The sequence below is a fragment of the Roseateles sp. T103 genome, from assembly GCF_057219915.1.
On record NZ_JBXVVS010000004.1, the window covers coordinates 95336 to 121085 of the forward strand.

Sequence of the window (25750 nt, forward strand, 5' to 3'; positions counted from 1 at the left end):
CTCAGTGGGAATGGCTGCCGCAGCCGCCGCCTGACGCCTTGACCGGCATCGGCGCGTCGCGGTCCAGGCCCGCAGCGGCCAGCTTGGCCTCGTACTCGGCCCACAGCTCGGCCTCGCGGCTGCCCAGCTGGTACAGATAGTCCCAGCTGAAGATGCCGCTGCCGTGGCCGTCGCTGAAGGCCGGGCGGATGCCGTAATGGCCCACCGGCTCGAGCTGCTCGATGCCGACCTCGCGCTTGCCGGTCTGCAGCGTCTCCTGGCCCGGGCCATGGCCCATCACCTCGGCCGAAGGGCTGTACACGCGCATCAGCTCGAAGGGGATGCGAAAGCGCGCGCCATCGTCGAAGGCGATCTCCAGCACGCGCGACTGCTGGTGCACGGTGATATCGGTGGGTTTGGGGGTGGAGGCGTTCAGTCCGGCCATGATGCTTGCAGCGGGGCGATGCAGGCGCCCCAGGACCTTCAGTGTAGCCGTGCGGCTTGTGCGCGCCTCGCCCACGGCCCCATTGCCGCCAGGGCCGTCCCCGATGGCTGCGCTGCAGCGCCGCGCTAGGCTGCGCGCTGCGCATCACCCCCACGCGCATCCTCAACGCAGCCCCCGCCACAAGCCCGCCATGCGACACCCCAAGCCCGCACGACTCCTGACCGCGATCGCACTCGCCGCTGCCACGCTAGGCACGACCACGGCTGCGCTGGCGCTGGACCTGAAGACGCTCGACGCGAGCGTCTCGCCCTGCACCGACTTTTATGCGCATGTGAACGGCGCCTGGGAGGCCGCCACGCCGCTGCCGCCGGATCGAGCGCGCATCGGCAGCTTCGTGGATCTGCGCATTGCCAACGATGCGCTGTTGCGCGACGCATTGGCCGAGCTGGTCGCCAAGCCCGCGCTGCAGACCACGCCGGGACTGCGCCAGCTGGCGGCCTTCTACGCCAGCGCGATGGACCTGGAAGCGATAGAGAAGCAGGGCCTGACGCCGCTGCAACCGCTGCTGAAGCGCATCGCCGCGCTGGACAGGCGCGAAGAGCTTCCAGGCCTGCTGGCCGCGCTGAACCGCGTGCAGATCGGCGCGCCGCTGGCCGCCTTCGTTCGAGCCGACCCCGGCGACACGCGCCGCCATGCGCTGGGTCTGCAGCAGGCCGGCCTGGGCCTGCCGGACCGTGACGCCTACTTCGCCAGCGATGCCACCTCGGTCAAGCAGCGCCAGGCCTACCGCGCCTATGCCGCCCGGCTGCTCGCGCTGGCGGGCGCCAAGGCCGGCGAGGCCGAGCTGGACGCATTGCTGGCCTTCGAGACCCAGCTGGCCGAGGCCTCGCGCACACGGGTGAAGCTGCGCGACCCGCGTGCCAACTACCGCCTGATCACCGTGGCCGAGCTGCAGCGCGAGGCGCCGGGGCTGGACTGGGCGGCCTACTTCAAGACGCTCAGCGGCCGAGACGATGGTGCGCCCTACCTGACGCTGGGCCAGACCGAGTTCGCCGCACGCGTGGCCCATCTCGCCGCCGAGGCACCGCTGCCGGTGTGGCGCAGCTACCTGGCGATGCGCCTGCTCGACGCGCATGCCAACAAGCTGCCGCAGGCCTTTGCCGACGCACATCACGAGTACCACGGCCGCACCATCACCGGCCTGCAGGCCAGGGAGCCGCGCGCCGAGGAGGTGCTGCGCGAGATCGGCGGCCGCTACGGCGTCGCGCCGATCTCGATGGCGGTAGGCGAGCTCTTCGTCGCGCGCGCCTTCCCGGCCGAGGCGCAACAGCGCGCCTCGCAGTTGGTGGACGACATCAAGGCAGCGATGCGCCAGCGCATCGAGCAGCTCGACTGGATGAGCGCGCCGACCAAGCAGCGTGCGCTGGCCAAGCTGGAGGCGATGGTGCCCAAGATCGGCGGCCCGCGCGAATGGCCGCGCTACGCCGGCCTGCAGCTCGATGCGCGCGACTACGCCGGCAATGCGCTGCGCGCCGCCGCCTGGGCCTTCGACGAGCGTCTCGCGGATCTCGACCGGCCGGTGGACCGCAGCCGCTGGTTCATCAGCCCGCACATCGTCAACGCCTTCGCCGGCGGGCTCAACGAGATCACCTTCCCCGCCGGCATCCTGCAACCGCCCTTCTTCGACGCCAAGGCCGACGACGCGCTGAACTACGGCGGCATCGGCATGGTCATCGGCCACGAGATCACCCACCACTTCGACGACCGTGGCCGTCAGTACGACGCGGTGGGCAATCTCAGCGACTGGTGGACACCCGAGGACGCCGCGGCCTACAAGGCACGCGCCCAGCGCGTGGTGCAGCTCTACGGCGCTTACCGTCCGCTGCCCGATGAGGCAATCAACGGCCAGCTGACGCTGGGCGAGAACATTTCTGACGTGGCGGGCCTGCCCATCGCCTACGAGGGACTGCAGCGCGCGCTGGCACGCAGTGGCGGCGGTGCGGGCAAGATCGATGGCTACACGCCCTCGCAGCGCTTCTTCCTGGCCAATGCGCTGATCTGGCGCGGCAAGACGCGCACCGAATGGCTGATCAACCAGCTGCGCACCGATTCGCACTCGCCGGGCAAGTTCCGCGTGCTCGGACCGATGTCGCAGTTCCCCGCCTTTGCCCAGGCCTTCGCCTGCAAGCCCGGCGATCCGATGGCGGCCGCCGAGCCGATCCGCATTTGGTGAGAGCCTGCGCCTCGGCACCCGACCTCAGTAGGCCAGGCTGTAGCGAAGCTGCACGAAGTCCTCGCCGGGGTTGGGCTTCTTGATGCCGCCATTGGAGACGTGGCGGATCAGCAGCATCAGCTCATGCTCGCCATGGGCGCCGAAGCTGTAGCCGAAGGCCTGATGGTCGGAGAAGTTGAAGCGGGTGGAGAAGCTCTTGTGCGCGCTGCGGTAGTGGCGGTCGAGCATGGACACGCCGATGCCGCCTTCCATGAACCACGATGAGCGGCCGTCGCCGTAGCGCAGCCGCAGCGCCGGCGTCAGGCTCAGCTGCGTCCAGCTGGCGCGCGCGCCGTCCGCGGCCGGACTGTCGGCGCGCCATTGCGCGACATAGGCATCCCAATGCCCGCTGAGCCGGCCGCCCAGCAGCATGCGGTCCAGGCTCCAGGGCAGGTTCAGGCCCAGCGCGGCGCTGCGCACCTGGTTCTCGCCGCGGCCGAACTCGAAGTAGTAGCGCTTGCGCATATCCGCCTCCGGCACGGCCGGTCCGGCCTGCGCCGCACCAGGCGGCAATGCAGCCAGCAAACCGGCCACCAGGACAAGAGCGACCACCCGGACGGGCTCTGCAAGAAGGAGGGAGTAGCTCGGCGCACGCATGACGCGATTGTGCCGGCGAACTGACGCCGGCTTATGCTCGCCAGCTCACACCGAGACCACACCAACATCAGCAGGAAAGCGAGCAGCGACGATGAGCGACGAGCAGTACGACAAGGGCCTGGCGATGCGCAAACAGGTGATGGGCGAGGACTTCGTGGCACGGGCCTTTGCCGGCGTCACCGATTTCACTGCGCCCATCCAGCAGCACATCACCCGCAATGCCTGGGGCGAGACCTGGCAGCGCGAAGGCCTGGACCTGAAGACGCGCAGCCTGGTCACGGTGGCCATGCTCACCGCACTGGGCAAGCAAAACGAGCTCAAGGGTCATGTGCGCGGCGCGCTGAACAACGGCGCCACCACGCAGGAGATCCAGGAAGTGCTGCTGCACGCCGCGATCTACTGCGGCGTGCCCAGCGCGGTGGAAGCGTTCCGCAGCGCGGCCGAGGTGGTGGACGGCGGCAAGCCGGCCTGAACCGGACATCGCCGGCCGGCCACCGTCGCACACAGCAACAACAAAAAAGCGCTCCCGAAGGAGCGCTTTGCTGATCCGGCCAGGCACAGGCCGGGACCGGTATCAGAACTTGTATTCCGCGCCGATCTTCAGCGTCGTCGGACGCATCGCGTGCCCACCACGCAGGTCGACCGGACGATCGCCCTCGATATTGCCAAGGATGGCCGACAGGCGCAGGTTCTTGAAGCCGCTGTAGGCGACGCTCAGCGTGGTGACCGTGTCGTTGTCGCTGTAGCAGGGCAGATCACCCGGGCGCAGGCGGGTCTGGCAGGCAGCCTGACTCCAGACCGACGTGTCGGTCTCGTCGAAGTTGAGTGCCGTACGCGAGGTGTAGTTCAGGCGCGCACCCAGGGTCCAGTTTGCGTGCTGCCAGGAACCGCTGAGCACAGCCTTGGTGCGCGGCGCATTGCGCAGGCCAACGCGGTTGGGGCGGTAGGTTCCGGCATCGATGTCCCACTCCTTCATGGTCAGCGCATAGGTCAAATCCATGCCGAGGTTGAACACGCCGGCACCCTGAGTCGGGATGCGGCCGCGCAAGCTGACGTCGATGCCAGAGGTCTCGGTCTTGCCGAAATTCTCGTAGGCAAGCAGCAGCGTGACCAGCTGGCCGGCGCCCCAGGAGATGTTCGCGCCGGGGCGCAGCTGGTTGGCGCGATCGGCCCAGATCTGGTCCTGACCGCCGACCGGGATGCGCGAGATCAGCTCGCGGTAGCCGGCCTGATCCTCCCGATCCAGCACATAGGAAGGAGCGCGATAGCTGATCTCGTTGCGGCGCTCGATCTTGAAGTAGTCCACCGCCATCGAGACGTCGCGCGTCGGCTGGAACACGAAGCCGACGGTGAAGCTCTTGGACAGCTCGGGCTCAAGCTTCGGATTGGCCGAGATCATCGCAGGCACGGAGGCCGAGCAACCCGAGTTGTAGGCGTTGGTCGCCTCAGCCCGGTCGTTGGCGTCGCCAGTGCGAAGGATGTCGCGGATCGCCGTCGCGGTATCGCATCGCTTGGGATCGTAAGTGCCGTTGAAGAAGCCGGTGACGCCAATCTTGCCCAACACCTCGGGGACATTCGGCGCCCGGAAGCCACCCGCAGCGGTTCCGCGCAGCAGCAGCTGCGGCGAGACCTCCCAACGCATGCCCAGCTTGGGCGAGGCGCGGCCGCTGTAGCCCGAAGCCTTGTCGAAGCGCACCGCGCCATTGGCGGTCAGACCCTTGACCAGCGGCGCCTCCACCTCGGCAAAAGCGGCACTCAACGTACGCTCGCCCTCCACCCACAGAGCGCCGCGGCCGATCAATTCGGCGTTCATCACGGCGTCCACCGACTTGATGTAGACACTCTCCTGGCGGACCTCGGCGCCGAAGGCTGCCTGCACCTTGCCGGCCGGCAACGAGAACAGCTCGCCGGAGACCTTGGCATCCACATGGTTCTGGTGGTTGTCGCCATTGATTGCGGCGCTGCGGAACATGCGGCTCAGCAGTTCGGGACTGTTCTGGCCGCCGATCTTGTATTCGCCAGTCTGGATGGCATTGACGAAGGTGGCGCTGTGCGGCGCAAGACCCTCTTTCGTAGCCTCGGCGCCCACGCGGCCGACCGAGGCCTCCCAATCCCAGCCCGAATAGGTGCCCTTGAGACCAGCGAGCGCGCGGTACTGAGTGCCTTCAGCCGGCGCGGTCCAGTCGATGCCTGGGTCCATGAAGCGGTACTCCAGGCCAACCGGGCGTCCGAACGTATTCAGCGGATGCGTCACCGGCAGCATCGGCTTGTTGACAATGCGGACCACCTTGGCATTGCCGTCAAACCAGCGGAACGGCGAGGCCGGCGCATTGATGCCGTAAGGCAAGGACAGATAGTCGGTCTTGGTCTTGGAGTAGGACAGGTCGCCGAAGGCCTCCATCGAGCTGGACAGCATCATGCGAGCAGAAACGAAGGCGTTCAGACGTTCTGCCGGGTCGGAGAACTGGTTGACCTCGTTCAGATTGGTCACGCAAGCGCCGGCCGAGTTACGCTGCGTCGTCGGGCAAGACGGATTGGCGATGCGGGCGCTGCCGTTGATGATGTTGCCGGGCCAGGACACCAGACTGGGGTCGCCGAAGGCCGGGCTGAAGAAGGACTTGTGGTACGCCGGGTAGTAGCCCACGACGTCGCTGAGCATATAGCCTTCGCGCTTGTAGTACTCGACGTTGGCGAGCACGTTATAGCGGTCGCGGGCCAGGTCACCCGTTCCGGCCACCAGACCTAGGGTGGTCTGCCCATTGATACCAGGGCTGATCCCACTCTGATGGGATCCGCTCAGGCCAATGCCTTGGTACTCGCTGCGCGTGATGATGTTGATCACGCCGGCCATCGCATCGGAGCCATAGATGGCCGAGGCGCCGTCCTTAAGGATCTCGATGCGATCGATCACATCGGCCGGGATCGAATCCGTGTTGACAAAGGTGTACTGAGCACCATCGGCCAGACCATAGTTGGCCAGACGACGGCCATTGAGCAGCACCAAGGTGGCACCCTTGCCGAGGCCGCGCATCGATACACCAGTGGCGCCAGAGGCGAAGCTGGTCGAGGCGCCGTCATCGCGCAACTCAGTGCTGCTTGTGGCTGTGATGGTGTCGAGGATCTGGCGAACGGTGTTTGCACCTGTCTGCTTCACCTCGCTGCGAGTGATCACCTGCACCGGCGAGGCCGACTCCGCCGACAGACGTTTGATGTTGGAGCCGGTCACCTCAACGCGCATCAGCTGTTGAGGCTCGGATGTGCCTGCCTGCTGAGCCATGGCCTGAGCACAGACCAGGGCTGCCGCTGCGGCAGTGACGTTGAGACTGAGTTTGTGGATCCTGGACATTGCGCCCCTTTCATTAGGTTAAAGACCGATGGCCCGGCCTGCGGTCGGGCAGCTCTCGACCTAGAGTGGCGCAAACGTTACTTGATTGTGAAGAAATTGTTTCTACGCGTTAACTCCAGTGTGTGGCGTGCGACATCCATCTGCGGCGAGGAACCGAACCCGGCCCTCCAATATGGAGGGCCGGGTCGGGGACAGCAGACGGGGCGGAGGAGTCGCCCGAACTCAAGACGGCCTTACCAGCGCAGGTTCAGCGTGTAGGCACCCGAACCGCTGTAGCGCGCAGCCCGCACGAAGACGGTCACCGCACTGCCGCCGCTGTTGGTGTAGTTGATGCTGTCGCTTGCGCCGGCGCCGTTGGTGCTGCTGGCCAGCTGCGTGCCCGAGCTGTTGTACAGGTAGAGGTCGAAGTCCGCGCTGCCGCTGGCGGCCGTCAGCACCGCTGACAGCGACTTGCCGGCGCCCAGGCTGACCGCGAAGTAGTCGCTGGTATCGCTGGACGACAGACTGCCGCTGACATTGGACGCGGCGCCTACGGTGTTGGCGCTGGCGCGGGTGTTGTTGCTCTCGGTCTCGTTGAAAGTCGGGTAGCTGGTGCTGATCGCCGTCAGCGCCGCTGCCGCATCCAGCATGCCGCTGCCACAGCCGCTGCAGCTGCCGGCGAAGGGCCGGGCCGAGCTGGTCAGCGCGGTGCGGATCTCGTCTGGCGTCGCGCTGGGCTTCACGCTGTACAGCAGGGCGGCGACGCCGGCCACATGCGGCGTGGCCATCGACGTGCCCTGGTAGTAGGCGTAGTTGTCGGCGCCCGGCGTGCTGGTGCCGGCATTGAGCGTGGAGAGGATGCCGTTGCTGGCCGAGGAGCGCACGTCGCCGCCCGGCGCCGCCAGCGCCACCACGGCGCCGAAGTTCGAGTAGTAGGCCCGCGCACCGTAGCGGTCCAGCGCCGCCACAGTGATCACGCCCGAGCAGTTGGCCGGCGTGGCATTGCTGGCGTTCACCGCCGAGTTGCCCGCCGCCACGATCACCGAGGCGCCGCGCGAGCGCGCGCCGTTGATCGCGGTCTGCGTGGTCGAGCCGCAGCTCCCGCTGCCGCCCAGCGACAGGTTCAGCACCTTGGACGGCGTGGCATTGGCCGGCACGCCGCTGACCGTGCCGCCCGAGGCCCAGGTGATCGCGTCGGCGATGTCCGAGGTATAGCCGCCGCACTTGCCCAGCACGCGCACCGGCTGGATCTTGGCGTTGAAGGCGATGCCGGCGATGCCCAGGCTGTTGTTGGTCTTGGCCGCGATGGTGCCGGCCACATGGGTACCGTGCCAGCTGGAATTGCTGGCCGGCGTGCCGCTGCCGCATTCGTTCGCAGCCACCCAGTCACCCGGGTCGCTGGGATCGCTGTCGCGCGCGTTGCCGTCGTTGCCGACGGTGGCGTCGTTGATCATGTCGTAGCCGGCCACGGTCTGGCCCGCCAAATCGGCATGGGGGCGGATGCCGGTGTCGATCACCGCCACCACCACACCGCTGCCGGTGGCCACGTCCCAGGCCTGCGGCGCACGGATGCCGGCGGTCGCTTCGAACAGGTCCCACTGCTGGTTGTACTGGGTGTCGTTCGGCGTGAGCATCGGGTACATCTTGAGATCCGGCTCGGCGTACTCGACATCGGCGTCAGCCTCGCTGATCTGCGCCGCCAGGGTCTGCAGCTCGCTGACCGACATGGCGCGATCGAGCTTGAACACATGCGCGCCCACGCCGGTCTGGCGCAGCAGCGAGAGATGGGCGCCGCGCTGCGCGGCAAGGCGCTGCGCCTTGTCGGCGCGGCTGCTCATCATGGCGGCATCGACGCTGCGCGCCACCAGCGCACCCTTGGCGCCGACGCTGCTGGCATCGCGGTACTTGACGATCAGCCGGTCGGTGATCTGGCTGGGCGCCACGCTCGGGCCGTCCAGCGCCGACACGGAAACGCCCGCCTGCGCCGCTGCGCCGGCAAACAGCAGCAGCGCGAGCGCCAGCGAGCCCGGCAGCTGCCGTGAATTCCCCAAGACTTCCTGCCTCTTCTTCATCATCATCATTGACTCCTGTGGTCGTCGGGCCTTGTGGGCCCGGGTGGGCTTGGGCTGGATGACGCACACGATCGGCGCATCAGTCCAGCCGAGAGGAGTCTATGGGGGCGCTCATCAGGATGATTAGCGACCCTGTAAGCGCTTGCAGGAGGGGATTTCCCTTGCCTCGTGCTGATGAGACCCTGGGGCAAACCCAGCTTGCGATCAGCTGCCGGTTTGCAGCAGCTCGCGCAGCTTCGCGTCCAGCGCAGCCAGCTGCGCTGGCAACAGGCGCTCGCCCGCCGCCGGCATGGGCTCTCGCAGGCGTGCGCCCCACACCGGATTGGGGAAGTGGCTGTCCCAGTCGAAGCGCGAGATCACGTGCCAGTGCAGATGCGGCACCACATTGCCCAGCGTGGCAAGGTTGATCTTGGTCGGCGCAAGCTCGCGGCGCAGCAGCTGCTCGATCTGCACCACGCGATGCATGCATTCATCGCGATCGGCGGACGATAGATCGCTGAACTCGGCCACATGGGCGTTCCAGATCAGGCGATAGAAGGCGGGGAAATCCGGCGTGTCGGTCACACGCACGACACGCCACTGCGGCGACCGCGCCACAAGCAGGCCGCCGTCATCGCGGCACAGAGGACAGGTAGAGGTTTCGGCGCTCATGCGTCAGGACTCGGGTCTAAGATGGAACAGTCAACTGTAAGACCCCTTAGGAGACATCCCCGATGAAGACGACGAAGAACGACAAGACCGGCCTCCCCTCGCTGAAGCGCCGCAGCTATGTGCTGGCGCTGGCCGTCGCCGGCCTGGCGCCGTTGGCCGTGCAGGCACAGCCCGCCTGGCCGAGCAAGCCGGTGCGCTGGGTCGTCGCCTATCCGGCCGGCGGCGGCTCGGACTTCCTGGCCCGCCAGCTGGCACCGCAGCTGGGCAAGCAGCTGGGCCAGACCTTCGTCATCGAGAACCGCCCCGGCGCGGCCGGCATCATCGGCACCGATGCGGCCGCCAAGTCAGCCCCCGATGGCTACACCATCGCCACCGGCGACAACGGCGCGATGGTCTTCAACAGCGAGATGTACAAGAAGCTGCCCTACTCGCCCAGCGATCTGGCGCCGGTGGGCTTCATGGCGCGATTCCCGCTGATTCTGGTGGTGAACCCCAACGCCGGCTTCAGTTCGGCCAAGCAATGGCTGGACGAAGTCAAGAAGAACCCCGGCAAGTACAGCTACGCCTCCCCCGGCATCGGCAGCCCGCACCATCTGGCGATGGAGTTGGTCAAGGAACGCAGCGGCAGCTTCATCGTCCACGTGCCCTATCGTGGCACGGCCTTCTCGACGCAGGACCTGATTGCCGGCATGGTGCCCATGGGCATCCTGGACACGGCCGCCGGCCTGCCGCACATCCGCTCCGGCAAGCTCAAGGCCCTGGCGGTGCTGAGCCCCAAGCGCATCGCCACGCTGCCTGATGTGCCGACCATGCAGGAGATCGGTCTCAAGGGCGTGGACGTGGCGGCGTGGCAAGGCCTGTTCGTGCCCAAGGGCACGCCAGCGCCGATCGTGCAGCGCCTCGGCGCCGAGATGAACAAGGCCATCACCACGCCCGAGGTCAAGGCCAAGCTGGAGGACTTCGGGCTTGAGGTGGCGCCGTCGGATGCAGCGTCGCTGGCCAAGTTCATCGAGCAGGAGCAGCGCAGCTGGCATGCGCTGATCAAGGAGCGCAAGCTGTCGGCGGAATGAGGCCCGCAGCATGATGAAGAAAGGGCGCCTTCGGGCGCCCTTTGCTTTCTTGCCGGTCCGTCCAGACTCAGACCAGCACCCGCTCAATGCCCCCGTTATTGGCCTCGCGCACGTAGTCGGGCATCCAGTTCTCGCCCAGGATCTGCTTGGCCATCTCGACCACGATGTAGTCGGCTTCCAGCAGTCCGTTCTGCAGATCGTTGCCGTAACGCGAGAGCCCTTGCAGGCAGCTCGGGCAGGAGGTGAGGATCTTCAGGTTGTCGGCCGCAGCCACCTTGCCGGACTCGCGCAGCTGGGTCTCGGTCTTGCGCAGCTCTTCTTCCTTGCGGAAGCGGATCTGCGTGGAGATGTCGGGGCGTGTCACGCCCAGCGTGCCGCTCTCGCCGCAGCAGCGCTCGCTCTTCGTCACCTCGGGGCCGACCAGCGCCTTCACCGTCTTCATCGGGTCCTGCAGCTTCATCGGGCTGTGGCAGGGGTCGTGATAGAGGTAGGCTCGGCTGCTGTCGAGCGTGATGCCCTTCTCCAGCAGGTACTCGTGGATGTCCACGATGCGGCAGCCGGGGAAGATGTCCTCGAACTTGTAGCCCTGCAGCTGGTCGTAGCAGGTGCCGCAGGAGACCACCACCGTCTTGATGTCCAGGTAGTTCAGCGTGTTGGCCACGCGGTGGAACAGCACCCGGTTGTCGGTGATCATCTTCTCGGCCTTGTCGAACTGGCCCGAGCCGCGCTGCGGATAGCCGCAGCACAGATACCCGGGCGGCAGCACCGTCTGCACGCCGGCATGCCAGAGCATGGCCTGCGTGGCCAGCCCCACCTGCGAGAACAGGCGCTCCGAGCCGCAGCCGGGGAAGTAGAACACCGCCTCGGTGTCGGCCGTGGTCGCCTTGGGGTTGCGGATGATGGGGACGTAGTCCTTGTCCTCGATGTCCAGCAGCGCCCGCGCCGTCTTCTTGGGCAGCCCGCCGGGCAGCTTCTTGTTGACGAAGTGGATCACCTGCTCCTTGATCGGCGCCGGGCCCAGCGTCGCGCGCGGCGCGGCGGTCTGCTTCTTCGCAAAGCCCTTGAGCAGGTCGTGCGCGATGCGCTGCGCCTTGAAGCCCACCCCCACCATCGCGCTGCGCGCCAGCTTGATGGTCTCGGGGTTGGTCGCGTTGAGCATGAACATCGCCGCCGCATTGCCGGGGCGGAAGCTCTTCTGGCCCATCTTGCGCAGCAGGTTGCGCATATTCATCGTGACGTCGCCGAAGTCGATCTTCACCGGGCAGGGGCTGGCGCACTTGTGGCAGACCGTGCAGTGGTCGGCCACATCCTCGAACTCCTGCCAGTGCTTGATCGACACGCCGCGGCGCGTCTGCTCCTCGTAGAGGAAGGCCTCGACCAGCAGCGAGGTGGCGAGGATCTTGTTGCGCGGGCTATAGAGCAAATTGGCGCGCGGCACATGCGTGGCGCAGACCGGCTTGCACTTGCCGCAGCGCAGGCAGTCCTTGACGCTGTCGGCGATGGCGCCGATGTCGCTCTGCTGCATGATCAGCGACTCGTGCCCCATCAGCCCGAAGCTGGGCGTGTAGGCGTTGGTCAGGTCGGCGAACAGCGTGTCGCCCTGCGGCCGCAGCAGCTTGCCCTTGTTGAAGCGACCCTCGGGGTCGATCTTCGCCTTGTAGCCGGCAAAGGGCGCCAGCTCTTCGTCGGAGAGGAACTCCAGCTTGGTGATGCCGATGCCATGCTCGCCCGAAATCACGCCGTCCAGCGAGCGGGCCAGCACCATGATGCGCGCCACCGCCTCGTGGGCGGTCTGCAGCATCTCGTAGTTGTCTGAGTTGACCGGGATGTTGGTGTGCACATTGCCGTCGCCGGCATGCATGTGCAGCGCCACCCAGGTGCGGCCGCGCAGCACGTCCTTGTGGATGCGCTTGCACTCGGCAATGATGGGCGCGAAGGCGCCGCCGCTGAAGATGGTCTCCTGCAGCGGCTTGAGGATCTGCGTCTTCCACGAGGCGCGCAGCGTGTAGTCCTGCAGCTGCTCGAAGAAGCTGCGCTCGCCGTTGGCGCGCGGCAGGTCCAGCTCGGTCATCCACTGACGCCACTGCGCGCCGACCTCGGCCAGCAGGCTCAGTGCCTGTTGCACGCGGTCTTCCAGCAGCTCGGCGCTGGGAATCTCGCCGGCATCGTCGCCCTTGCCCAGCGGCAGCTTGCCGGCCGCGAAGAAGGCACTCAGCGCATCGACCAGGGCCAGCTTGTTGCGCAGCGACAGCTCGATATTGATGCGTTCGATGCCCAGCGTGTACTCGCCCATGCGCTCCAGCGGGATCACCACGTCCTCGTTGACCTTGAAGGCGTTGGTGTGGCGCGAGATGGCCGCCGTGCGCTTGCGGTCCAGCCAGAACTTCTTGCGCGCATCGGCGCTGACGGCGACGAAGCCTTCGCCGCTGCGGCCATTGGCCAGACGCACCACCTCGGAGGTCGCACGCGCCACCGCGTCCTCGTCGTCGCCGACGATGTCGCCGATCAGCACCATCTTAGGCAGGCCGCCGCGCTTGCTCTTGGTCGCGTAGCCCACCGCCTTCAGGTAGCGGTCGTCCAGATGCTCCAGGCCCGCCAACAGCACCGGCGACGGCGCATCGACCTCGGTATTCACGCCGCCTTCGGTCTTGGCCAGCGAGAACATGTAGTTCTTGATCTCGACGATCGAGGGCACGCATTCCTTGGGGTTGCCGAAGAACTCCAGGCAGACGGTGCGCACATGCTTGGGCATGCGGTGCACCACCCAGCGGCAGCTGGTGATCAGGCCGTCACAGCCTTCCTTCTGGATGCCAGGCAGGCCGGCGAGGAACTTGTCGGTGACGTCCTTGCCCAGGCCTTCCTTGCGAAACACGCGGCCGGGAATATCCAGGCGCTCGGTGCGCTCCAGCTTCTTGCCGCTGGCATCGAAGTAGCGCAGCTCGAAGCTGGCCACTTCGACGTCGTGGATCTTGCCGAGGTTGTGATTCAGGCGCACCACCTCCAGCCACTTGGCCTCGGGCGTGACCATCTTCCACGAGGCCAGGTTGTCCAGCGCCGTGCCCCACAGCACGGCCTTCTTGCCGCCGGCGTTCATCGCGACATTGCCGCCCACGCAGGATGCCTCGGCAGAGGTCGGATCGACGGCGAAGACGAAGCCATGCTGCTCGGCCAGGTCGGCGACACGCTGCGTCACCACGCCGGCTTCGCTGAAGATGGTCGCCACCGGGCGACCGACGCCGGGCAGCTCGACCATCTCGACGCCACGCAGTGCCTCGAGCTTCTCGGTGTTGATCACCGCGCTGTTCCACACCAGCGGCACGGCGCCACCGGTGTAGCCGGTGCCGCCGCCGCGCGGGATCACCGTCAGGCCCAGCTCGATGCAGTCCTTGACCAGCTGGGCCATCTCGGCCTCGCTATCCGGGGTCAGCACGACGAAGGGGTACTCGACGCGCCAGTCGGTGGCGTCGGTGACATGGGCCACGCGGGCCATGCCGTCGAATTTGATGTTGTCTCGCGCGGTGTGGCGCGCCAGCAGCTTGGTGGCGCGGCGGCGCAGCTCGGCGGTGGTCTCGAAGCTGTGCGCGAAGCGCTCCACCGCGGTATGGGCCAGCTTGAGCAGCTCGCCGACCGAGGCGTCGCGCTGCGCATCGGCCTCGGGGTTGCGGCGCCGCTCGACCTCGTGCAGCCGGTGCTGCAGCGCCTCGATCAGCAGCTGGCGGCGCTTGGGGTTGTCCAGCAGGTCATCCTGCAGATACGGATTGCGCTGCACCACCCAGATGTCGCCCAGCACCTCGTAGAGCATGCGCGCCGAACGGCCGGTCTGGCGCTCCTGACGCAGCTGGTCCAGCAACTCCCAGGCCCGCTTGCCCAGCAAGCGGATGACGATCTCGCGATCGGAGAAGGAGGTGTAGTTGTAGGGGATCTCGCGCAGGCGCACAGGCTCATGAGCTTGTGCGGCCACGGCAGCAGCGGCGGGGGTCTGGACAGCGGGCATCAGCGGATGCTTTGCATTCATGGCAGCAGGACGCTCCGGACGGAGCTTCCCGAGAATTGGCCTGTGTCGGGCACAGGCGGCGAAGGCGGCGAGTGGGTGGCAAGGTGCCTGACGCGCCTCGGACCGACCCGACAGCTGCTGGCCTCGAAGGGTGACCGGGACCGTGCCATCGGGCAGCGCCGACGGGCGTTCACCCGGCTGAGCGTCAGGGCTGAATCCTACCGCAGCGCAACATCACCGCCCCATGGCGGGGCTTTGCGCAAATCCGGCAGCGGTCAGCCTGCGCACACCGACCCGGCGCCGGACTCGGGACGCTCCTCTTGCCGTAGCCGCCACACTGGTGTCACATGCTTTCGCAAACAATTGCGGGCCATTTTTTCGAGAGACAAAGGGAGTCAGTACCCGTGAAAACGACAACCGTGAAACGCTGCGCCGCAGCGGCCGCCGCCATGCTGGCCCTGGGCTTGGGCAACAACGCGACAGCCCAGACCGAGATTCAGTGGTGGCACTCCATGGGCGGTGCCTTGGGCGAATGGGTCAACGACCTGGCCAAGGACTTCAATGCCAGCCAGAAGGACTACAAGATCGTGCCGACCTTCAAGGGCAGCTACGACGAGTCCATGACTGCCGCGATCGCCGCGTTCCGCGCCGGCAACGCACCGCACATCCTGCAGGTCTTCGAAGTCGGTACCGCCACGATGATGGCCAGCAAGGGCGCCATCGTGCCGGTCGGCGAAGTCATGAAGAGCGCCGGCGTCAAGTTCGATCCTGCGGCCTACGTGCCCGCCGTGGCCGGTTACTACACCGCCCCCAATGGCCAGATGCTCAGCTTCCCCTTCAACAGCTCCACCACGGTGCTGCACTACAACAAGGACGCGCTCAAGGCCGCAGGCGTGGACCCCAACAGTCCGCCCAAGACCTGGTCGGAGGTCGCCCTGGTCGCCGCCAAGCTCAAGGCCAGCGGGCACAAATGCCCCTTCACCACCAGCTGGCAGAGCTGGACCCAGCTGGAGAGCTTCTCGGCCTGGCACAACGTCGAGTTCGCCACCAAGTCCAACGGCTTCGGCGGCACCGACACGCGCCTGGCCTTCAATACGCCGCTGCATGTGCGCCACGTCGAGAACCTGGCGAACATGGCCAAGCAGGGCCTGTTCGTCTACAAGGGCCGCGGCAATGCGGCGGACGCGACCTATGTGTCGGGCGAGTGCGCGATGACCACCGGCTCGTCTGCGCTGTACGGCAACACCAAGAGAAACGCCAAGTTCGCCTTCGGCATCTCGACGCTGCCCTACTACCACGACGTGCCCGGTGCGCCGCAGAACACGGTGATCGGCGGCGCCAGCCTGTGGGTGATGTCGGGCAAGAAGGCCCCGGAGTACAAGGGCGTCGCCCAGTTCTTCGCGCACCTGTCCAAAGCCGAGGAGGCTGCAAAGAGCCACCAGCGCACCGGCTACCTGCCGCTGACCAAGGCCTCATACGAGCTGACCGAGAAGAGCGGTTTCTACAAGGCCAATCCCGGCACCGACGTCTCGGTCGAGCAGATGATCCGCAAGACCACCGACAAGTCGCGCGGCATCCGCCTGGGCAACTTCGTGCAGATCCGCACCATCATCGATGAAGAGATGGAGCAGGTCTGGGCCGGCAAGAAGAGCGCCAAGGAAGGCCTCGACGCTGCCGTCAAGCGTGGCAACGAACAACTCGCGCGCTTCCAGAAGGCCAACAAGTAAGCTGGCCGCGAGCGGCGCCATCAGCGTCGAGCGCCGCGTGCACCCGCCCGCCCCTGGCCCTGCCAGGCGGCGGGTTTGATCTTTTTCGAAGGACCGTCGATGTCTGTGGAGAAAAGAGTCCTGTTCCGATCGCGCTGGCTGCCCTGGCTGTTGTTGGCACCCCAGGTGGCCGTGATCACGATCTTCTTTTTCTGGCCCGCAGGCCAGGCGCTGCTGCAGTCGCTGCAACAGCAGGATGCCTTCGGCACTTCCGTCGAATGGGTGGGCCTGGAGAATTTCCGCGCGCTGTTTGCTGACGACAGCTATCTGGCCTCCTTCAAGGTCACCGCACTGTTCTCGCTGCTGGTGGCGGTGTGCGGCCTTTCGCTGGCCCTGCTGCTGGCCGTGATGGCCGATCGGGTGATCAGGGGCGCCATGGCCTACAAAACGCTGCTGATCTGGCCCTACGCGGTGGCACCGGCCGTGGCCGGCGTGCTGTGGCTGTTCATGTTCGCCCCGTCGATCGGCGTGGTGTCCTACACGCTGCAGGCCATGGGTCTGGATTGGAACCATCTGCTCAAGAGCGAGCACGCGCTGACGCTGATCGTCGTGGCCGCCGTGTGGAAGCAGATCTCCTACAACTTCCTGTTCTTTCTGGCCGGACTGCAGTCGATCCCGAAGTCCTTGATCGAGGCCGCGGCCATCGACGGCGCCGGCCCGGGCCGGCGCTTCTGGACCATCATCTTCCCGCTGCTCTCGCCGACAACCTTCTTCCTGCTGGTGATCAATGTCGTCTACGCCTTCTTCGACACCTTCGCCATCGTCGATGCCACCACGCACGGCGGGCCTGGCAAGGACACGGCCATCTTGGTCTACAAGGTCTACTACGACGGCTTCAAGGCCCTGGACCTGGGCGGCTCGGCCGCGCAATCGGTGGTGCTGATGGTGGTGGTGATCGCGCTGACGGTGCTGCAGTTCCGCTTCGTCGAAAAGAAGGTGCAGTACTGACATGGTCGAACGTCGCCCCGCCCTCACCCTGCTGGCGCATCTCACGCTGATCATCGGCGTGCTGATCGTGGCCTTCCCGGTTTACCTGACCTTCGTGGCCTCGACGCAGAGCGCCGAGCAGATCGCACAGAGCCGGCCGCTTTCGCTGGTTCCCGGTGATCATCTGATCGAGACCTGGACGCTGGCCCTCATGGGCGGCGAGACCAGCGCCGGCAGCAAGATCCCTCCCGCACTGCCGATGCTGAAGATCAGCCTGATCAGCGCGCTGGTGATCTCGCTGGGCAAGATCGCGATCTCGCTGCTCTCGGCCTTCGCCATCGTGTACTTCCGCTTTCCGTTCAAGCAGTTCTTCTTCTGGGCGATCTTCGTCACGCTGATGTTGCCGGTGGAGGTGCGCATCGGGCCGACCTACAAGGTCGTCGCCGACCTCGGCATGCTCAACAGCTACGCCGGTCTGACCGTGCCGCTGATCGCATCGGCGACTGCCACCTTCCTGTTCCGCCAGTTCTTCATGACCGTGCCGGACGAGTTGGTCGAGGCCGCCCGCATGGACGGTGCCGGGCCGATGCGCTTCTTCAAGGACGTGCTGCTGCCGCTGTCGAGCACCAGCATCGCAGCCCTCTTCGTGATCCAGTTCATCTATGGCTGGAACCAGTACCTGTGGCCGCTGCTGGTGACCACCGAGGAATCGATGTACCCGGTGGTGATGGGCATCAAGCGCCTGGTCGCCGGCGAGTCCTACACGGAATGGAACGTGGTCATGGCCACCGCGCTGCTGGCCATGATCCCGCCCGCCCTGGTGGTGATGCTGATGCAGAAGTGGTTCGTCAAAGGCCTGGTGGACACCGAGAAATGAACCAACCCCTACGGCCTGCGGCCGCCCCCTCAAGGGGGCACGCCCGAGCGACCGGCGGAGCCGGATCACCGGACGTCGCCCGCTCGGAATCGAGCCACGCGCAGCGAGGCGCAGCCAGGCAACACCGCTAACCGGAATACACCGCGAGAACATGGCAAGCATTTCCCTGCGCAAGGTCGTCAAGCGCTACGGCCACGGCCCCAAGGCCAACCAGGTGATCCACGGCGTCGATGCCGAGATCGCCGACGGCGAGTTCATCGTCATCGTCGGCCCCTCCGGCTGCGGCAAGAGCACGCTGCTGCGCATGGTCGCCGGGCTGGAGGAGATCAGCGGCGGCGAGATCGCCATCGGCCCCCGCGTGGTCAACAACGTGGAGCCGGCTGATCGCGACATCGCGATGGTGTTCCAGAACTACGCGCTCTACCCGCACATGAGCGTGTTCGAGAACATGGCTTACGGACTGAAGATCAAGAAGGTGCCGATGGCGGAGATCAAGGCTCGCGTCGACAAGGCAGCCAAGATCCTCGAGCTCTCGACACTGCTGGATCGCAAGCCGCGCCAGCTCTCTGGCGGGCAGCGCCAGCGCGTGGCGATGGGCCGCGCCATCGTGCGCAACCCGCAGGTCTTCCTCTTCGACGAGCCGCTGTCCAATCTGGATGCCAAGCTGCGTGCCCAGACGCGCCTGGAGATCCAGAAGCTGCATGGCGAGCTGGGCGTGACCTCGCTGTTCGTGACCCACGACCAGGTGGAGGCCATGACGCTGGCCCAGCGCATGATCGTGATGAACGCCGGCCGCATGGAGCAGATCGGCACGCCCGAGGAGGTCTATGGCCGGCCGGCGACCACCTTCGTCGCCGGCTTCATCGGTTCACCACCGATGAACCTGCTGAAGGGCCAGGCACGCGGCGGCGTCTTCGCGACCGGCGGCATCTCGCTGCCGCTGCCCTCGGACGCGCCGCGCGATGGCGCGCTGATCCTCGGGCTGCGGCCCGAACACCTCGACCACTTCGACGCTGCTGACGGCTGGCCGCTGCACGTCGAGATGATCGAGATGCTCGGTGCCGAGCGTCTGGTCCACGGCCGGCTGGGCAGCGAGCCCTTCACGCTGCGTATCGACGGCACGCTGACACCGCCCAGGGCCGGCGATACGCTGCGCCTGGCAGTCAGTGCACAACAGCTGCACTGGTTCGACGCGCAGACCCAGCAGCGTGTGGAATGATCCGGCCATGACGAACACCACCTGGCCCCTGCCCTTCTGGATCGCGCACCGTGGCGCCGGCAAGCTGGCACCGGAGAACACGCTGGCCGCCTTTCGCGAAGGCGCGCGGCAGGGCTGGCGCGCCTTCGAGTGTGACGTCAAGCTCAGCGCCGACGGCGTGCCCTTTCTGTTGCACGACGCCACGCTCGAGCGCACCACGCCCGAGCGCGGCGTGGCCGGCGAGCGGCCCTGGGAGCAGCTCTCGCGCATCGACGCTGGCGGCTGGCACAGCCGCGCGTTTGCCGGCGAGCCCATCCCCAGCCTAGACGCGATCGCGCACTACTGCCTGCGCAACCGCTTCGCGCTGAACATCGAGATCAAGCCCACACCGGGCAGCGAGGCCGAGACCGGCCGCGTCGTCGGCCGCGAGGTGCGGCGGCTGTGGGCCGGCAGCGGCATGGTGCCCTTGCTCTCGTCCTTCAGGCCCGAGGCGCTGGCCGGCGCACGCGACAGCGCGCCCGAGCTGCCGCGCGGCCTGCTGCTGGACACCTTGTGGAGCGACTGGTTCGAGGTGGCCACGCAGCTGCAATGCCGGGCGGTGATCACGAACTACGCGCTGATGGACCGCACGCTGGTCGAACGCCTGCACGGCGCCGGGCTCAAGGCCCTGGTCTATACCGTCAACGACGAGTCTGTCGCGCAGTGGCTGATCGGCAATGGCGTGGACGGCATCATCAGCGACGCGGTCGACCGTTTCGCACCGGGCGGCCGCTGAGCTTCAGTCCGCCTCGGCGATGCGCGAATAGACGCAGGTGTCGCGCGGCTGGCCCAGCGGATTCAAGGCATCGCGGCGCAGCACGCCCTCGAGCTCGAAGCCGCAGCGCTCGGCCACGGCGCGGCTGCGCCGATTGGCGCTATCCATGCGGATCTCGACGCGTCTGGCCCGCAGTGCGGTGAAGGCCATCGCCGCCAGCGCACGCACCGCCTCGCTGACATAACCCTGCCCCTGCGCGCCGCTGCGAATCCAGTAGCCGATCTCGAAGCGGCGAACCGTCCAGTCGAAGCGATGCAGACCGGTGCCGCCGAGCAGCTGGCCGGCGCTACCGTCGCTGTTGCGGCGGTAGATCTGGAAAGCCAGATCCTCGCGGGCGATGAAGCGCGCGAGCTGGCGGCGCACCACGGCCTCGCTCTCTTCGACGGTGGGCTCGACCTGGGCCCAGGGCATCCAGGGGCGCAGGTCTTCGATGGACTCGCAGATCGCCGCGTTGAGCGCCTGGCCCAAGCCGGCACGCGGCGCGAGCAGCAGCAGGCGCTCGGTCGCTATGCGCTCGGGCACCTGGATCAGGACGGGGTCGGGAGTGCTCATGGTCGTCGCTTCGTCAGGGTTTCACTTGGCCAGCGTGGGCTCAGGCAGCGAGGGCTCGTGGCGCAACTCGAGATCCTCGCTGCTGGGCAGCGAGCGCACCGTGCGTATCGTCGCTGCACGCCAGGCCAGCACGCTCAAGAGCGCGGCGGCACAGCCGGCGAAGCCCAGCGCCCAGCGCAGGCCGAGGTGCTCGCCGATCCAGCCGCCGATCAGCGCGCCCGGACCGGCCGGCAGCAGGATCAGCCAGCGCATCGTGCTGGTCATGCGCCCCAGCAGCGGACCCGGCGTCACCGCCTGGCGCAGCGAGAGGAAGTTGATGAAGATGAGCACCGCACCGACGCCGAAGCTGAACAGCATGTAGCAGAACGCCGCCACACCCCAGGCGCCCTGCGGTGCAAAGGCCAGCAACAACCAGCCCTGTGCGCTGGCCGCGAAGCCCAGCACCAGACAGGGCCCGGGACCGATGCGACGGCTGATGCGATGGCCCAGCACGCTGGCCAGCACCGTGCCGGCGCCCAGCGCGATGTAGCACAGGCCCACGGTCTGGCCGCTGAGCTCCAGCGTGCGCGTGGCGAAGAGGATCTGCACCACGATGGCAGCGTTGTGGCAGAGCTGCCAGCTGCCCACCGCCAGCGCCAGCGCGACGAGCAGGCGCTGCTCCCTGACGAACTGCAGCCCGGCTTTGAGGTCGCGCCAGAAGTGTGCACCCTCCTTGCTGGGGGGCGTCTCATTGACCTTGATGCCACGCAGGATCAGCGCCGAAACCAGCACCAGCGCCGCATCGACCGCCAGGGCCAGCGGCGCGCCGAGCATCTTGATCAACGCGCCGGCCAGACCTGGCCCCGCCACCTCCGCGCCCGAGGAGGCGAGCGCATTCTTCGCATGCGCCTCGACCAGGCGCTCGCGCGGCACCACCTGCGTCAGCACGATCTGCGCGGCGCTGCCGGCCGTGGTGTAGACCGTGCCGAGCACGAAGCCGACCACATAGAGCCAGGTCATCGACAACCATCCCATCAGCGCGGCCACCGGCACTGTACCCACGACCAGCGCCAGCAGCGTTTCGCCCCAGACATAGACCGGCAGCTTGCGCACGCGGTCCAGCCAGACGCCGGAGGGCAGCGAGAACAGTACGAAAGGGAGGATCTCCATCGCGGTGAGCAGGCCCATCTGTGTGGGCGAGGCATCGAGCAGCACCGCCGCGGTCAGGGGCAGCGCCAGCATGGTGATCTGACCACCCAGCGAGCTGATCAGGATGGAGCTCCACAGGCGTCGGTAGACGGCGTCGCGCAACAGGTCGCCGGGAGGCAGGCGCAAGGCCTGGCCGAGCTGGCTCAGCCAGATCGGGAAAGATTGCCGCTTGGGCATGACAGAACACTCCAACAGGTCAGCACCTCGCCCTCGTGGGGCCAGGTCTGAACAGCATCAAGGCGGGGGCGGACTCTGGATCCGCGGGGAGCGGCGCGTCAGACCGACACGCCAGGACGGGCAAGACCGCGCACGCGCGCCGGCGCGCCGCGGCTTGCGGTGCGTCTGGTGCGATCGAGAAGCTTGGTCATTGCTCAAGTCCTTGGAGGGGAGCTCATCCTAACGTTTCGTCCGCAGTGCGACAAGCCAAGCCACCGCCTTGGCCCGGCATCGCCGCCTGGCGCAAGGCACTCCAGACATAGCCCTGGCGGCGGTAGCCCAGCGCTTCGTAGATGCCGATCGCAGCCTCCGCCGGATCGGCGCGCAGCACGATCTGCTCCAGCCCCATCTGCAGAAACCCCTGCTGGGTGACTCGCTCGACGAGGCCGCGACCCAGCCCGCGGCGACGCCACAGCGGGTGCGTGCCGACATGCTGGAAGCGCCCCAGGCGCTCCTCGCGAAACAAGCCGCAATCGGCTACGAGCGCATCGCCGTGGCGGATGGCATACCAATGGCCCAGCCCGGCCAGCTGCATCGCCGCATAGCGCTGCATCTGCAGCTGCCGGTGGCGGCGGTAGAGCACCGGATCATGGCCGCCAGCATCGCTGGCGCAGTGCAGTTCAACGATCTGCTGCTGCACCGCGAGGTCGGCGAGATTCAGGCGCTCGAACTGGAACTGGGCGGCCAGCGGCTGCACCGGCATGCGCAAGTCGGTCGTGCGCAGCGACAGGGTCGCCGTCGGCGTAATCTCGAAGCCGGCGGCTCGCCAGCTCAGCAGCGGCTCCGGCGGGGTCTGCGCATCGAAACCGATGGCCACATGACGGGTTTCACCCGAGTGGCTGGCCACCTCGTCCTCGAAGCGCGCCAGCCAGTAGGGCAGCTCATGGTCGCGTGGCGGCCTGGGTAGCAGCAGGCAGTTGCCCCAGTAGTGCAGCGGGTTGGCCGGCGTACGCACGACGACGCAATCCTTGCGCTCGATCACGCTGCCATCGAAACGCGCGAATATCAGTTCGGTGCGCCAGCCCAATGACAGCGCATGGACCAGTCTCATACTGGCGAGACTAGCCGGGGCCAAGCTCGGGCGTCAGTGTCAGAACTGACAGGGTCAGGTCTGAACGGCCTTCTCAATAGCCCACGGCGGCACCGTCGCGGCGCGGGTCGCTGGCGGCCACGTAGCCCTCCACCGCCGGATCGCCGAGGCGCCAGATGAACTGACCGGCACCGAAGTCCTGATAGCTGTCGTGGATGTCGCCGATCTGGTGGCCTAGCGCGCGCAGCCCTTCGATGGTGTCCGGCCTCATCGAGGCTTCGACATTGATCGACAGGCCCTCATTGAATCGCCAGCGCGGCGCATCGCAGGCGGTCTGCGGATGCTGGCGGTAGTCCAGCATGCGCACCAGGGTCTGCATATGGCCCTGCGGCTGCATATTGCCGCCCATCACGCCGTAGCTCATCACCGGCTGACCGTCCTTGGTCAGGAAGGCCGGGATGATGGTGTGGAAGGGGCGCTTGCGCGGTGCCACCAGGTTGGCATGGCCCTCGGCCAGCGTGAAGCCATGGCCGCGGTTCTGCAGCGACAGGCCGTAGCCAGGCACCACGACGCCGGAGCCGAAGCCCATGTAGTTGCTCTGAATGAAGCTGACCATCATGCCGCTCTCGTCGGCCGCGGTCAGGTAGATGGTGCCGCCGCGCACCGGGTTGCCGGCCTGGAAATCCTGCGCGCGCTTCATGTCGATCAGCTTGGCGCGTTCGGCCAGGTAGCCAGGATCGAGCATCTGCGCCGGCGTCAGCGTCATGTGCTCGGGATCGGCCACATAGCGATAGACGTCGGCAAAGGCCAGCTTCATCGCTTCGATCTGCAGATGCTGCGAGGCCGTGCTGTCCACCGGCAGCGAGCCAAGGTCGAAGTTCTTCAGGATGCCCAGCGCCATCAGCGCGGCGATGCCCTGCCCATTGGGCGGGATCTCGTGCAAGGTGTGGCCGGCATAGTCCATCGCGATCGGAGCCACCCACTGCGGGCGGTAGGCAGCGAAGTCAGCCGCCGTCATCGCGCCACCGGTCTGCTTGGCAAAGGCCTCGACGGCCGCCGCGATCTCACCCTGGTAGAAGGCCTGCCCCTTGGTCTGCGCGACCAGGCGCAGGGTCCGCGCGGCGTCGGGGAAACGGAACAGCTCACCCACCTGCGGCGCCCGGCCGTGCGGCAGAAAGGCCTGGGCGAAACCCGGCTGCGAGGTCAGGTCCTGCAACGCCGCGGCCATCGCCCACTTGCTCTGCACGATCACCGGCACCGCATAGCCGCGTTCGGCGATCTCGATCGCCGGCGCGAGCAGGTCTGCGAAAGGCAGCTTGCCGAAGCGTTCGCTCAGCGCTACCCAGCCGGCCACGGCGCCGGGCACCGTCACCGCGTCCCAGCCGCGCTTGGGCAGGTTCTTCGCGTCAGCGCCGTACTTGCGGCGGAAGAAGTCGGGCGTCCAGGCCTGGGGCGCATGGCCGGAAGCGTTGAGGCCATGCAGCTGCTTGCCGTCCCAGAGAATGGCGAAGGCATCCGAGCCCAGGCCGTTGCTGCAAGGCTCGACCAGGGTCATCGCCGCCGCAGTCGCGATGGCTGCATCCACCGCATTGCCGCCCTGCGCCAGCATGCGCAAACCCGCCTGTGCAGCCAGCGGGTGCGAGGTGGACACGATGTTGCGCGCAAAGACCGGCGAGCGAACGCTCGGGTAGCTCTGGCCCCAGTCGAAGGGATGCGTGGTCATGGTGCTGCGGACTCCTGTACGGCTGACTCAGCGACGACAGCGCCGCTGCAGCGGGCCGATTGTCGTGCCGCACGAAAGCACACACCAAGAGCAGGCGCGCGGACGGCCTTCGCAGATCGCCCAGCGCTGCGGGCTGGCGTCAGACGACAGCCTTGGCCGGCAACGTCACCTGGGCCCGCTCGCTATGGCACAGGCCAGGGCAGCTCCCTTTCGTGAGCGCCGCATCGAAAACCTCGCGTGCGCAGTCATGGCAGCAACCACAGGCCGAGGCGACGCGCGTCTCGTCCTGCAGCAATTCGAAGTTGCGCAGGCCGGATTCCACGGCGTGGCGGATGTCGCGGTCGGAGACTCGATGGCAGAGGCAGACGATCATCGGAGTGCAATCGGAGCCGGCAGGCTGCCGACCCGAGGCACTTTATCGCAAATGCGAACACTTCTCAATAAGATCCTATGCAAGCCCTGAGAGTGCAAGGGGACGTCTACCACCTCGCACCGGCCCGCCGTCAGCTTGCCTTGCCCTCACCCATCTGCGACTGCAGCCAGTTCTGCTCGCCGAGCTGGGCGAGCAGACCGATCTGCGTCTCCAGGTGGTCGATGTGCTCCTCGGTGTCCTCGAGGATGTCCTGCAGGATGTCGCGCGAGACATAGTCACGCACGCTTTCGCAATGGGCGATGCCATCCTTGAGCACACCGTGCGCGGCCATCTCGAGTTTCAGATCGCAGTGCAGCACCTCGACGGCACTCTCGCCGATGTAGAGCTTGCCCAGGTCCTGCAGATTCGGCAGACCTTCGAGCATCAGCACACGTTCGATCAACCGGTCGGCGTGCTTCATCTCCTCGATGGACTCCTCGTACTCATGCTTGGCAAGACGCTCGAAACCCCAGTTTTTCAGCATGCGGGCGTGCAGAAAGTACTGATTGATGGCGGTCAGCTCGTTCTTGAGCTGGGCGTTCAAAAACTCGATGACCTTGGCGTCGCCCTTCATTGCGGTTCTCCTTGGGAACTTGCTTCGCACCTGATTGTGCGCGCGAGTTCGTCTGCATGGGAGCGTGC

Annotated in this window: 20 protein-coding genes; 8 read left to right on the forward strand and 12 right to left on the reverse strand. The window is 66.8% G+C overall.

The window, feature by feature from the left end; genetic code table 11:
• Position 1: 1 nt before the first annotated feature.
• Positions 2–424: a gamma-butyrobetaine hydroxylase family protein gene (locus tag AC2EBS_RS12935; RefSeq protein ID WP_484728836.1), complete on the reverse strand. Its 423-nt coding sequence runs from the start codon at positions 422–424 to the stop codon at positions 2–4.
• 190 nt (positions 425–614) lie between these two features.
• Here AC2EBS_RS12935 and AC2EBS_RS12940 point away from each other — a divergent pair, with 190 nt between their 5' ends.
• Positions 615–2657, forward strand: a complete 2043-nt coding sequence (locus tag AC2EBS_RS12940; RefSeq protein ID WP_484728837.1) for a M13 family metallopeptidase — start codon at positions 615–617, stop codon at positions 2655–2657.
• Positions 2658–2681: 24 nt separating this feature from the next.
• On the opposite strand, the gene AC2EBS_RS12945 is transcribed toward AC2EBS_RS12940, so the two are convergent.
• Positions 2682–3248: an acyloxyacyl hydrolase gene (locus AC2EBS_RS12945; protein ID WP_484728838.1), complete on the reverse strand. Its 567-nt coding sequence runs from the start codon at positions 3246–3248 to the stop codon at positions 2682–2684.
• Between the two features lie 136 nt (positions 3249–3384).
• Between AC2EBS_RS12945 and pcaC the strand changes: the two genes are divergently transcribed.
• Positions 3385–3765, forward strand: coding sequence for a 4-carboxymuconolactone decarboxylase (gene pcaC, locus AC2EBS_RS12950; protein ID WP_484728839.1), 381 nt, complete (start codon positions 3385–3387; stop codon positions 3763–3765).
• A gap of 102 nt (positions 3766–3867) precedes the next feature.
• Here the strand turns inward: pcaC and AC2EBS_RS12955 are convergent, their stop codons facing one another.
• From AC2EBS_RS12955 to AC2EBS_RS12965, 3 genes are all read right to left on the reverse strand, one after another.
• Positions 3868–6639 (reverse strand): TonB-dependent receptor plug domain-containing protein, encoded by a 2772-nt coding sequence (locus AC2EBS_RS12955; RefSeq protein ID WP_484728840.1) that lies wholly within the window; start codon positions 6637–6639, stop codon positions 3868–3870.
• A 233-nt stretch (positions 6640–6872) separates the two neighbouring features.
• Positions 6873–8693: a S8 family peptidase gene (locus tag AC2EBS_RS12960; protein WP_484728841.1), complete on the reverse strand. Its 1821-nt coding sequence runs from the start codon at positions 8691–8693 to the stop codon at positions 6873–6875.
• Between the two features lie 201 nt (positions 8694–8894).
• Positions 8895–9341, reverse strand: coding sequence for an HIT family protein (locus AC2EBS_RS12965; protein WP_484728842.1), 447 nt, complete (start codon positions 9339–9341; stop codon positions 8895–8897).
• 62 nt (positions 9342–9403) lie between these two features.
• Between AC2EBS_RS12965 and AC2EBS_RS12970 the strand changes: the two genes are divergently transcribed.
• On the forward strand, positions 9404–10411 hold the full coding sequence (locus AC2EBS_RS12970; protein ID WP_484728843.1) for a Bug family tripartite tricarboxylate transporter substrate binding protein: 1008 nt from the start codon (positions 9404–9406) through the stop codon (positions 10409–10411).
• 67 nt (positions 10412–10478) lie between these two features.
• On the opposite strand, the gene AC2EBS_RS12975 is transcribed toward AC2EBS_RS12970, so the two are convergent.
• Positions 10479–14426: a DUF3683 domain-containing protein gene (locus tag AC2EBS_RS12975; protein ID WP_484728844.1), complete on the reverse strand. Its 3948-nt coding sequence runs from the start codon at positions 14424–14426 to the stop codon at positions 10479–10481.
• Positions 14427–14824: 398 nt separating this feature from the next.
• Between AC2EBS_RS12975 and ugpB the strand changes: the two genes are divergently transcribed.
• From ugpB to ugpQ, 5 genes are all read left to right on the forward strand, one after another.
• A complete protein-coding gene (gene ugpB, locus AC2EBS_RS12980) occupies positions 14825–16132 on the forward strand; it encodes a sn-glycerol-3-phosphate ABC transporter substrate-binding protein UgpB (protein WP_484729134.1) in 1308 nt (435 codons plus the stop codon).
• 105 nt (positions 16133–16237) lie between these two features.
• The gene (gene ugpA, locus AC2EBS_RS12985) at positions 16238–17119 is read left to right on the forward strand and encodes a sn-glycerol-3-phosphate ABC transporter permease UgpA (protein ID WP_484729135.1); all 882 of its coding nucleotides are present in this window, start codon (positions 16238–16240) and stop codon (positions 17117–17119) included.
• A 1-nt stretch (position 17120) separates the two neighbouring features.
• On the forward strand, positions 17121–17975 hold the full coding sequence (gene ugpE, locus AC2EBS_RS12990) for a sn-glycerol-3-phosphate ABC transporter permease UgpE (protein ID WP_484728845.1): 855 nt from the start codon (positions 17121–17123) through the stop codon (positions 17973–17975).
• 151 nt (positions 17976–18126) lie between these two features.
• Positions 18127–19194: a sn-glycerol-3-phosphate import ATP-binding protein UgpC gene (locus AC2EBS_RS12995; protein WP_484728846.1), complete on the forward strand. Its 1068-nt coding sequence runs from the start codon at positions 18127–18129 to the stop codon at positions 19192–19194.
• A gap of 7 nt (positions 19195–19201) precedes the next feature.
• Positions 19202–19948 carry a glycerophosphodiester phosphodiesterase gene (gene ugpQ / locus AC2EBS_RS13000; RefSeq protein ID WP_484728847.1) on the forward strand — a complete coding sequence of 249 codons (747 nt, stop codon included), beginning with the start codon at positions 19202–19204 and terminating at the stop codon, positions 19946–19948.
• A 3-nt stretch (positions 19949–19951) separates the two neighbouring features.
• Here ugpQ and AC2EBS_RS13005 read toward each other — a convergent pair whose 3' ends face one another.
• The 6 genes from AC2EBS_RS13005 to bfr all read right to left on the reverse strand — a co-directional run bounded on the left by AC2EBS_RS13005 (position 19952) and on the right by bfr (position 25682).
• Positions 19952–20539: a GNAT family N-acetyltransferase gene (locus AC2EBS_RS13005; protein ID WP_484728848.1), complete on the reverse strand. Its 588-nt coding sequence runs from the start codon at positions 20537–20539 to the stop codon at positions 19952–19954.
• A 21-nt stretch (positions 20540–20560) separates the two neighbouring features.
• Positions 20561–21904: an MFS transporter gene (locus AC2EBS_RS13010; protein WP_484728849.1), complete on the reverse strand. Its 1344-nt coding sequence runs from the start codon at positions 21902–21904 to the stop codon at positions 20561–20563.
• A gap of 214 nt (positions 21905–22118) precedes the next feature.
• Positions 22119–22994 (reverse strand): GNAT family N-acetyltransferase, encoded by an 876-nt coding sequence (locus AC2EBS_RS13015; RefSeq protein WP_484728850.1) that lies wholly within the window; start codon positions 22992–22994, stop codon positions 22119–22121.
• Between the two features lie 73 nt (positions 22995–23067).
• A complete protein-coding gene (locus AC2EBS_RS13020; protein WP_484728851.1) occupies positions 23068–24696 on the reverse strand; it encodes a gamma-glutamyltransferase family protein in 1629 nt (542 codons plus the stop codon).
• Positions 24697–24835: 139 nt separating this feature from the next.
• Positions 24836–25069, reverse strand: coding sequence for a (2Fe-2S)-binding protein (locus AC2EBS_RS13025; protein WP_484728852.1), 234 nt, complete (start codon positions 25067–25069; stop codon positions 24836–24838).
• Between the two features lie 130 nt (positions 25070–25199).
• The gene (bfr, locus tag AC2EBS_RS13030) at positions 25200–25682 is read right to left on the reverse strand and encodes a bacterioferritin (RefSeq protein WP_484728853.1); all 483 of its coding nucleotides are present in this window, start codon (positions 25680–25682) and stop codon (positions 25200–25202) included.
• Positions 25683–25750 lie beyond the last annotated feature (68 nt).

Coding starts and splice junctions, on each gene's coding strand:
- AC2EBS_RS12940 (WP_484728837.1), top strand. CDS start 615: ATGCGACACCCCAAGCCCGCACGACTCCTGACCGCGATCGCACTCGCC.
- AC2EBS_RS12975 (WP_484728844.1), bottom strand. CDS start 14,426: ATGAATGCAAAGCATCCGCTGATGCCCGCTGTCCAGACCCCCGCCGCT.
- AC2EBS_RS12935 (WP_484728836.1), bottom strand. CDS start 424: ATGGCCGGACTGAACGCCTCCACCCCCAAACCCACCGATATCACCGTG.
- AC2EBS_RS13015 (WP_484728850.1), bottom strand. CDS start 22,994: ATGAGACTGGTCCATGCGCTGTCATTGGGCTGGCGCACCGAACTGATA.
- AC2EBS_RS12960 (WP_484728841.1), bottom strand. CDS start 8,693: ATGATGAAGAAGAGGCAGGAAGTCTTGGGGAATTCACGGCAGCTGCCG.
- ugpQ (WP_484728847.1), top strand. CDS start 19,202: ATGACGAACACCACCTGGCCCCTGCCCTTCTGGATCGCGCACCGTGGC.
- AC2EBS_RS12955 (WP_484728840.1), bottom strand. CDS start 6,639: ATGTCCAGGATCCACAAACTCAGTCTCAACGTCACTGCCGCAGCGGCA.
- AC2EBS_RS13005 (WP_484728848.1), bottom strand. CDS start 20,539: ATGAGCACTCCCGACCCCGTCCTGATCCAGGTGCCCGAGCGCATAGCG.
- ugpE (WP_484728845.1), top strand. CDS start 17,121: ATGGTCGAACGTCGCCCCGCCCTCACCCTGCTGGCGCATCTCACGCTG.
- pcaC (WP_484728839.1), top strand. CDS start 3,385: ATGAGCGACGAGCAGTACGACAAGGGCCTGGCGATGCGCAAACAGGTG.
- AC2EBS_RS12965 (WP_484728842.1), bottom strand. CDS start 9,341: ATGAGCGCCGAAACCTCTACCTGTCCTCTGTGCCGCGATGACGGCGGC.
- bfr (WP_484728853.1), bottom strand. CDS start 25,682: ATGAAGGGCGACGCCAAGGTCATCGAGTTTTTGAACGCCCAGCTCAAG.
- AC2EBS_RS12995 (WP_484728846.1), top strand. CDS start 18,127: ATGGCAAGCATTTCCCTGCGCAAGGTCGTCAAGCGCTACGGCCACGGC.
- AC2EBS_RS13025 (WP_484728852.1), bottom strand. CDS start 25,069: ATGATCGTCTGCCTCTGCCATCGAGTCTCCGACCGCGACATCCGCCAC.
- AC2EBS_RS13010 (WP_484728849.1), bottom strand. CDS start 21,904: ATGCCCAAGCGGCAATCTTTCCCGATCTGGCTGAGCCAGCTCGGCCAG.
- AC2EBS_RS12970 (WP_484728843.1), top strand. CDS start 9,404: ATGAAGACGACGAAGAACGACAAGACCGGCCTCCCCTCGCTGAAGCGC.
- AC2EBS_RS13020 (WP_484728851.1), bottom strand. CDS start 24,696: ATGACCACGCATCCCTTCGACTGGGGCCAGAGCTACCCGAGCGTTCGC.